This is a genomic window from Pseudomonadota bacterium, assembly GCA_016927275.1.
In the GTDB taxonomy this organism is placed as follows: domain Bacteria; phylum UBA10199; class UBA10199; order 2-02-FULL-44-16; family JAAZCA01; genus JAFGMW01.
In genome coordinates this window covers 1-8,082 of record JAFGMW010000048.1, presented here as the reverse complement: position 1 = coordinate 8,082, position 8,082 = coordinate 1, and the positions used below count along the sequence as shown (strand labels likewise).

At 64.7% G+C, this 8,082-nt stretch carries 9 protein-coding genes and 2 tRNA genes; 7 read left to right on the top strand and 4 right to left on the bottom strand.

Annotation, left to right across the window (positions count from 1 at the left end; translation table 11 throughout):
* The first annotated feature begins 150 nt into the window (after positions 1-150).
* Entirely contained in the window at positions 151-756 is a 606-nt protein-coding gene (locus JXA24_03200) for a flavodoxin family protein (GenBank protein MBN1282762.1), read from the top strand.
* A gap of 1 nt (position 757) precedes the next feature.
* On the opposite strand, the gene JXA24_03195 is transcribed toward JXA24_03200, so the two are convergent.
* Positions 758-2,281 (bottom strand): YifB family Mg chelatase-like AAA ATPase, encoded by a 1,524-nt coding sequence (locus tag JXA24_03195; protein MBN1282761.1) that lies wholly within the window; start codon positions 2,279-2,281, stop codon positions 758-760.
* Positions 2,282-2,393: 112 nt separating this feature from the next.
* Positions 2,394-2,804: a hypothetical protein gene (locus JXA24_03190; GenBank protein ID MBN1282760.1), complete on the bottom strand. Its 411-nt coding sequence runs from the start codon at positions 2,802-2,804 to the stop codon at positions 2,394-2,396.
* A 248-nt stretch (positions 2,805-3,052) separates the two neighbouring features.
* On the opposite strand from JXA24_03190, the gene trxB reads away from it, so the two are divergent.
* Together trxB and JXA24_03180 are read left to right on the top strand one after the other, a co-directional pair.
* Positions 3,053-3,976, top strand: a complete 924-nt coding sequence (gene trxB / locus JXA24_03185) for a thioredoxin-disulfide reductase (GenBank protein MBN1282759.1) — start codon at positions 3,053-3,055, stop codon at positions 3,974-3,976.
* A gap of 10 nt (positions 3,977-3,986) precedes the next feature.
* Positions 3,987-5,072, top strand: a complete 1,086-nt coding sequence (locus JXA24_03180; GenBank protein MBN1282758.1) for a DUF3187 family protein — start codon at positions 3,987-3,989, stop codon at positions 5,070-5,072.
* Positions 5,073-5,133: 61 nt separating this feature from the next.
* Here JXA24_03180 and JXA24_03175 read toward each other — a convergent pair whose 3' ends face one another.
* The gene (locus JXA24_03175; protein MBN1282757.1) at positions 5,134-5,562 is read right to left on the bottom strand and encodes a single-stranded DNA-binding protein; all 429 of its coding nucleotides are present in this window, start codon (positions 5,560-5,562) and stop codon (positions 5,134-5,136) included.
* Between the two features lie 37 nt (positions 5,563-5,599).
* Positions 5,600-6,298, bottom strand: a complete 699-nt coding sequence (locus JXA24_03170; protein MBN1282756.1) for a tetratricopeptide repeat protein — start codon at positions 6,296-6,298, stop codon at positions 5,600-5,602.
* Between the two features lie 144 nt (positions 6,299-6,442).
* Here JXA24_03170 and JXA24_03165 point away from each other — a divergent pair.
* From JXA24_03165 to JXA24_03150, 4 genes are all read left to right on the top strand, one after another.
* A tRNA-Cys gene (locus JXA24_03165) sits at positions 6,443-6,515 on the top strand.
* Between the two features lie 136 nt (positions 6,516-6,651).
* Positions 6,652-6,737 (top strand) — tRNA-Leu (locus JXA24_03160).
* A gap of 62 nt (positions 6,738-6,799) precedes the next feature.
* On the top strand, positions 6,800-7,486 hold the full coding sequence (locus JXA24_03155; GenBank protein MBN1282755.1) for a hypothetical protein: 687 nt from the start codon (positions 6,800-6,802) through the stop codon (positions 7,484-7,486).
* Positions 7,487-7,525: 39 nt separating this feature from the next.
* A partial coding sequence (locus JXA24_03150) for an orotidine 5-phosphate decarboxylase (protein MBN1282754.1) occupies positions 7,526-8,082 on the top strand: 557 nt, incomplete at its 3' end.

Here is an 8,082-nt window from a genome sequence, read left to right as displayed (position 1 = left end):
GTATCGGCACCTGCGAGGATATGTTGCTTAGTAAAATTATTCATTTTAATCAACTCATCAGGAGAGGGCATCCCGGGGGCCCGATCGCTCCCCGGTTTGCATTTGCCCGGATCTGTGACATACGAATCCAGTCTCGAAAGGGGGGCTTGCATGTCGAAAACCATTGTCGCGATAATCGGGAGCTATCGGAGGGGATGCATCACCGAGCAGACGGTCGACGCGATGCTCGCGGAGATCGAGCGGCGAGGCGGCCGCACCGAGAAGATCCTGCTCACGGAGAAGAGGATCGAGTTCTGCAGGAACTGCCGGGCGTGCACCCAGGAGGCCGCGGAGAAGAGGCGGGGCAGATGCGTCATTGAGGACGAGATGGAGGGGATCCTCGATTCGATCGACTCCGCCTCAGCCGTCATCCTGGCGGCGCCGGTCAACTTCAGCAACACGACCGCCATCATGAAGCGATTCATCGAGCGGCTCATCTGCTACACCTACTGGCCCTGGACCAGAATGATCCCCGCCAGCCGCATAAAGCGCGAAAGGAGGAGGGCGGTGCTCTTCACATCGAGCGGCGCGCCCGCGATCGTCAACAGGATCATCATGCCGTGCCCGCTCAAGGCCCTGAAGGTGGCTGCGGACGTCATGGGGGCGCGGGACAAGAGGACCATCTACATGGGGCTGGCCGGCAAGGACCCGGGTCAGAACCTCGGCGCGCGCGATCTGTGCCGGGCGAATTCGGCCGCCGCCTGGCTCCTCGGCTGAATCAGATATCCTCGAGCGCGGAGCGGAACTGCATCGCCTCCGCGAGGTGCGGCACGCCTATCTCCTTTGCCAGCTCCAGGTCCGCGATCGTGCGGGCGACCTTGATGACCCTGTGCACCGCCCGCGCGGTGAGGTGCGCCTTCGCGGCAGCGGCCTTGAGAAAGGCGCCCTGCGCCGCGCCCAGCCTGCAGTGCCTGTTTATCGACCTGCCGCTCAGGTGCGAGTTGAGCTCCTCCCGGTTTCCGTAGCGCGACTCCTGCATGCGGCGCGCGGCCATCACCCTCGCCTTTATCTCCGACGATCCCTCCTCGGGGATGAAGTCGATCAGCGATTCGTGCGGAGGGGGGGACACCTCCACGTGCAGGTCTATGCGGTCGAGCATGGGCCCCGAGACCTTGCCGCGATACTTGCGGATCTGCTGTATGCTGCACGTGCACGGCCTGGCCGGGTGGCCGTAGTAGCCGCAGGGGCAGGGGTTGAACGCCGCGGCCAGCATGAACCGGGCCGGATAAGTGAGGCTTATCCCCGCGCGCACTATGCGAACGCAGCCCGACTCCATGGGCTGGCGGAGCACCTCGAGCACGTCGCGCCGGAACTCCGCCATCTCGTCGAGGAAGAGCACGCCGTTGTGCGCCAGCGATATCTCGCCGAGCCTCGCTGCGCCGCCCACGCCTCCGCCTATGATGCCCGCGTAAGAGGCGGAGTGGTGGGGCGCTCGGAACGGGCGCTCGGTGGGGAGCGAGTCGCGCTCGGCGAGGAGCCCGTGCCAGCTGCGGATCTTGAGCACCTCGAGCGCCTCGCGCTCGGTCAGCGGCGGCAGTATCGTCGGCAGCCGCTCCGCGAGCATCGTCTTTCCCGTGCCGGGGGGGCCGACGAGGGCCAGGTTGTGGCCGCCGGCGGCCGCGATCTCGATCCCGCGCTTTGCCATGGGCTGGCCCTTCACCTCGGCGAGGTCCAGCGGGTTGGCGGTCTGCCCCGCCTCCCCGCGCTCCGGCAGCTCGCACGGCCTCGCCTCCCCGTTTATGAACTGCACCGCGTGCGCGAGGTCCCGCACGCCGGCGACCTCTATGCCGCTGGCGAGCGACGCCTCCAGGGCGTTCTCGGCGGGCACGATCACGCCGTCGAGGCGCGCATCCTTCGCGGCGATCGCCATCAGCAGCGAACCGCGGATGGGGAGGATCCTGCCTGTGAGCGAGAGTTCCCCCGCGATGAGAAAGCGCCTGCCGTGGCCGGTCCCCACGACCCCGACCGCGGTGAGGAGGCCCGCAGCGATGGCCAGGTCGTAGTGCGCGCCCACCTTCTTGAGGTCGGCAGGCGCCAGGCTCACGATCGTCTTTCGGTTGGGCAATGCGAAGCCGGAGTTTCTTATCGCGCTGCCCACGCGGTCGCGCGCCTCCCGCACCGCGGTCTCGAGCAGCCCGATCATGTTCCAACCGGGCATGCCCTGGGTGCGCACGTCCACCTCGACCTTGACGATCTGTGCGTTGACCCCGCAGAGGGCCGCGGAATAGACGTGGGACAGCATGCACCTGTCTTAAGCAAGGGTCGTGCCTCGGATTTCACCTTTGATTACAAGGGTGGGATCGTTCGGGGGTGCTGCGTTTCGCTGCAGCGCTGCCCGCGGGAGGGCAGTCCCATCAGTAAGGACAGAGTATGTCCTCGCCCTCCACCGTGCAGATGATGGGCTGATTGTTCGCGTCGTAGCAGGTGAGGGTGCCGTCGGGGTTGAGCTGCTCCTCGCAGTAGAGCTCGATCTCCTGGCCTGCTGCCTCCTGCCCCTCCGCCCCCTGCTGGTTCAGGGCATCAGCTGCCTGCTGCTCATACTCAAAATCGTCGTAGGCGCCCTCGGTGCCCATGTAAGAGCCGGCGCCCGCCTGATCCGTAACCGCTGCCTCGTCGCTGCTGACGCCGCCCAGGCTTATCCTCCCGCAGCCGGCCGCCGGCTCCGACGACGCATCCGCCCCCGACTCCTGTCCCAGGGCAGTGCCCATGACCGGCAGGGCGATGAGGGCCGTCGTCAGCAACAATACAAAGATGCGCTCCTTCATGGCAGGCCTCCTCTGTAAATCTCACCACATCTGTTTATCAGCAACATCCGTGCCATGGACCGTTCAAAGGGCAGAGTCTAACCCATTGAATTATATTGTCTTAACTCCAGCCCTGCCGGTCGCCCCGCTCTCTTCGTGAGAAACGGCCGCCCTGACCGTCGAATCCATGACACCCGGGCAGGGGATCGTACCCGCTTGCTTTTTTCAGCTCTTTTGTCCAGATTGGGCGGCCAACGCGGGGGGAGAAGATGTCGGAAAAGCTCATCGTCATAGGCGCCGGGGCCGCCGGGCTCACCGCCGCGATCTACGCGGCGCGCGCGAACCTGGGTCCCCTGGTCATAGAGGGGCTTCAGCCGGGCGGCCAGCTCACGATCACCACCGACGTGGAGAACTTCCCGGGCTTCGTCGATCCGATCGAGGGGCCCGCGCTCATGGGCTCCATGCGCAGGCAGGCGGAGCGCGTGGGCGCGCGCTTCATGCGGGGCGAGGTGACGGCCGCCGATCTGTCGAAGCGGCCGTTCGCGGTGGAGCTGGGCGGAGAGAGGCTCGAGGCCCGGGCGCTCATAATCGCGACCGGCGCATCGGCCCGCTGGCTCGGTCTCCCTTCGGAGAGGCCGCTTTACGGAAAGGGCGTCTCGGCTTGCGCCACCTGCGACGGGTTCTTCTACCGCGGCAAGGAGGTGGCGGTGGTGGGCGGGGGCGACACCGCCGTCGAGGAGGCGCTCTTCCTCACCAACTTCTGCGCGAAGGTCACAATCGTCCACAGGCGCGACGAGCTGCGCGCGTCGAAGATCATGAGGAGGAGGGCCGAGGAGAACGAAAAGATCGAGTTCGCGTGGAACTCGGTGGTCGACGAGATCCTGGACGTGGCCAGGGGCGAGGTCACCGGGCTTCGCCTCAAGGACGTGAAGAGCGGGGAGAAGAGGGTTCTTTCCTGCTCCGGCGTGTTCATAGCCATAGGGCACGACCCTGCGACAAAGCCGTTCAGCGGGCAGCTCGCCATGGACGGGCAGGGCTACATAGTGACGAAGAAATCGACGATGGAGACCTCTGTGCCCGGCGTCTTCGCGGCAGGCGACTGCCAGGACACGGTCTACAGGCAGGCGATCACCGCGGCCGGCACCGGCTGCATGGCGGCCATCGACGCCGAGAGGTTCCTGCAATCGAAGTGAACAGTGAACAGTGGATAGAAAAGCAAAGATCGGTCTCACCATGCAGGCGGCGATCGTCGCGCTCTCGCTGTTCGCCCCCGCTGACGCGGCGGCGCGCGAGTTCCCCGGTTTCGGCCCGCTCGTGAGCCGCGTGCAGAACCCGGTGTATCTCCAGAACCTCTCGCTCACCCCGCGCAGCGCCGAGGCGCTCCCCGAGGGGACCCTCGACGCGCGCATCGACTCCGCATACTCCAACATGTTCGAGAAGGAGGGCAACGCCGGCGCTTCGCTGAACCTCGACATGGAGCTGTGGAGGCTCGCGGTCATGGCCGGCTACGGCGTGGGCAGGGGGTTCGAGGTCGGGGTGCAGATCCCCATGTACAAGATGTGGGGAGGGTTCCTCGACGGGTTCATACAGGAGTTCCACAGGGCCTTCGGGTTCCCCAACGGGGGCAGGGAGCTCGTGCAAAACGGCGAGTTCCACTACAGCTTCGCGGCCGGCGGCCGGACCCTCTTCGACTTCCCCCCGGTTGACTGGGGGCTGGGCGATCTCTCGGTGTATGTGAAGCACCAGCTCACCGGCGAGGACGACGACTGGCCTGCGATCGCGTGGTTCGCCGACATCAAGTTCCCAACCGGCCGCCGCTCCCGCGGGCTCGGGAGCGGCAGCCCCGACTTCGGCTTCGGCGTCGCCGTTGACACGTCGTGGAAGAGGCTGCACGGGTACGCCAACGTCGGCTACTTCGTGCTCGGCGGGAACGATTCAATCGATGAATTCGTGTACAATCAGATGTTCTCTTACGTGTTGGCCGGCGAGATCTCGATAATCCCCTGCCTCTCGTTCATGGTCCAGATCGAGGGGGGCACGCCGCTTCTGCACGGCACGGGCCTCGATGCCTGGGACGGGATACCCATGGACCTGATCGTGGGATTCAAGGGGGAGGAGAGGGACCTCTTCGGAGAATGGGGCGATCTCGTCTGGCAGGTCGCGTTCGCAGAGGACATAACGAGCCGGGGGCCGTCGGTGGATTTCACCGTGTACATGTCGGTCGGCGTGCGCTTCGACCTTACGGAGAGGAAGAGGGTGGTCGGCGACTGGCTGGCACAAAAGCCGTGACTGGTGACTAGTGACTCGTAACTGGCGGGAGCACGCCAGTCACCAGTAACGAGTCACGGATCTAAAACGGGACGTCGTCCGGGCCGCTCCCTGCGTCGAACGGCGTGGCGTTTGTCGCGTCGAACGACGCCGGTTCGCTGGCCGCCTTCCTCTCGCCGGTCGGGCTGCCCAAAAACTGCACGCGCTGGGCCACCACCTCCGTGGTGTAGCGCTTGTTGCCCTCCTTGTCGTCCCACTGGCGCGTGCGCAGGCTCCCCTCTATGTAGACAGGCCGGCCCTTGGAGAGGTATGTCGCGCAGTTCTCCGCCTGCTGTCCCCAGACCACGATGCGGTGCCATTCGGTGCGCTCCTGCTTCTGGCCGCTCTTGTCGTTCCAGCGCTCGGTGGTCGCGATGTTGAAATTGGTCACAACCTGGCCTGTGCCGGTGACGCGCTTCTCCGGGTCTCCGCCCAGGTTTCCGATCAGTATCACCTTGTTCACGCTCGCCATGGTGCACTCCTTGGTGTGGGGTTTATGGTGCCTTCGATCATTGAGCCTTGCCTATCCTGCGCTCCAGCGCAAGAGATTCGTGCTTCCACTGGTCGTAGGAGATGTCCCTGCGCCAGTGCGGAGCGAGCTCGTTGGCCTGTGCCAGCTCCTCGATCGCGTCCTTGACCTTGCCGTTCTCGAAGAGGGCCTCCGCCAGGGCGAGGCGGTTCTCGGGGTAGCCCGGGGCCAGCTGCACCGCCTTGCGCAGATAGGACTCGGCCAGCTCGATGTCCCGGGTGACGCTCCCCGGGTGGATGGCGGTCTGCGGGAGCTTTGTGTATATCTGGCCGAGCATGCGGTACGCGCCCGCGTTCTCGTAGCCGGGGTCGATCTGTATGATCTTCTCGCAGTCGGCCACCATCCTCTTCACGCCCCTCTGGTAGCCTGCGATGCGCACGCTGTGGTAGATCCCGGTGTTGACCGCGCGCCAGTAGTAGCAGCCCGGATTCTCGGGCGCGGCCATGAGGCAGCGCTCCGCAGCTTCGATCCCCTTTTCGGCGAGTCCCTGCTTGTCCCCGCGGCCCGGTTCGCGCAGGGCCGACTCCGCTGCGCTGCGGGAGGCCTGGAGCATGGCCTGCGGCCGCGCGACGTCGCCGGCCGCATAGAGGGAGCCCTGCTTCTCAGTGCCTGAGCATGCGGCGAGGGCGAGGGCGAGTGCGGCCAGGGCCGATGCGATCGGTTTTTTCCGGTTTGACATTGCAGCGCTCCTATCACGGTTGCATGCGGCCTTCAAGTCATTTTAATCCGCAGAGCTCCTTGATTGCTGCGTTGCAGGGCGCATCGCTCCTTCAAACCCTCCCGTTGACAGGGCTCAAGGCTTCCTTTAGTGTGCCCCGACTTCGGCGGCGTACCCAAATGGCTAAGGGGACGGTCTGCAAAACCGTTATCTACCGGTTCGATTCCGGTCGCCGCCTCATAAAACCGAGGTCTAGGGCTTAGGGCGCAGGGTTTAGGGAAAAACCTGGGCCCTTTTTTGTATCTCATTGTAATTAGATATTGATTCCCACTTCCCTATGACCTAAGCCCTATGCCCTATGCCTTGAAGTCGAGGCCCGGGTGGCGAAATTGGTACACGCAAGAGACTTAAAATCTCTCGAGGGTAAAACCTCATACCGGTTCGACTCCGGTCCCGGGCACAAGAAAGCCGTGACTCGTGACTAGTGACTAGTGACTGGTTGGAAAAGTTAAAGGGGGAATGGTGTTCGACCGCAGGGAATTTGTAGAATTCATGCTGGACAACGGCGTGGTCGGGTTCTTCGAGAGGCCGGTGACGCTCAAGTCCGGCCGCACCTCCAACTGGTACGTCAACTGGCGCACGGTCTCGGGCGACGCATTCCTCATAGACATGCTCTCGGACTTCCTCATTAAATTTGCCGATGACAGGGGCTGGGCGCCCGATTCGTTCTACGGCGTGCCCGAGGGCGCCTCGAAGCTCGGGATCATATCCACGCTCAAGCGCGCCCGCGCGCAGAAAGACTTTGCGCCGGGCAGGTACCCGCTGCCCATGGGCAGGGGCAAGCCCAAGGAGCACGGGGAACCGAGGGACCGCATGTTCCTCACCCCGCCGGCAGGGAGGATCGTCGTGGTTGAGGACGTCACCACGACGGGAGGTTCGCTTCTGGCCGCACTCGACAACCTGAGGCTCCTGGAGGTCGAGGTGATCGCGGCGGTCGGACTCACGAGCAGGATGGAGAGGCGCGACGACGGAAGCACGGTGGCGGCGGCGGTCCGCGCGATGGGTTGCGAATATCATGCCCTGAGCAGCGCAGAGGATTTTTTGCCCGCCGCCTTCGAAAGGCTTGCTCCCGGGCCGGAGATAGGCCGCGCGATCGAGGAGGAGTTCGCACGATACGGGGAGAAGCCTTTGAAGCTTATAGGAAATTGAACCGGATCCCGGGTCCCTGGTCCCGAAAAGGAGCGTCACATGATCATTTCCCAGCCCCGAAGCATCATCCCGGCCTGCGACGTGGAGGCGGAGCAGTACGAGGAGATACTCAAGGCCACTGCGGACCTCCCGGGGGTCGGCGGCTACAAGCTGGGCTTCGCGCTCGCGCTCTCCATCGGCCTTCCTCGCGCCGTCGAGATCGCCAGGCGCTACACGCACAAGCCGCTCATCTACGACCACCAGAAGGCGGGCAGCGACATACCGGACACCGGCAAGGCGTTCGCCCGCATCTGCCGTGAGGCGGGCATCGACGCGGTGATAATCTTTCCGCACGCGGGCCCTGAGACCGAGCGCGCGTGGATCGACTTTGCGCGCAACGAGGACCTGGGGGTGATCGTGGGCGGGCTCATGACGCACAAGAAGTTCGTGCGCAGCGAGGGGGGCTACATCGCAGACGAGGCGATCATCGAGCTGTACGAGAGGGCGGCCGGGCTCGGGGTCAACGACTACGTGGTCCCCGGCAACAACCCGACCGCGATCCGGAAGATCCGCGCCATGCTCGAGCGCGAGCACTCTCACCCCGTCTTCTACTCCCC

What these genes read in the sequence shown, in the direction of transcription:
- JXA24_03200 (MBN1282762.1), top strand. Translation starts at nt 151, where the DNA reads ATGTCGAAAACCATTGTCGCGATAATCGGGAGCTATCGGAGGGGATGC.
- JXA24_03195 (MBN1282761.1), bottom strand. Translation starts at nt 2,281, where the DNA reads ATGCTGTCCCACGTCTATTCCGCGGCCCTCTGCGGGGTCAACGCACAG.
- JXA24_03190 (MBN1282760.1), bottom strand. Translation starts at nt 2,804, where the DNA reads ATGAAGGAGCGCATCTTTGTATTGTTGCTGACGACGGCCCTCATCGCC.
- trxB (MBN1282759.1), top strand. Translation starts at nt 3,053, where the DNA reads ATGTCGGAAAAGCTCATCGTCATAGGCGCCGGGGCCGCCGGGCTCACC.
- JXA24_03175 (MBN1282757.1), bottom strand. Translation starts at nt 5,562, where the DNA reads ATGGCGAGCGTGAACAAGGTGATACTGATCGGAAACCTGGGCGGAGAC.
- JXA24_03170 (MBN1282756.1), bottom strand. Translation starts at nt 6,298, where the DNA reads ATGTCAAACCGGAAAAAACCGATCGCATCGGCCCTGGCCGCACTCGCC.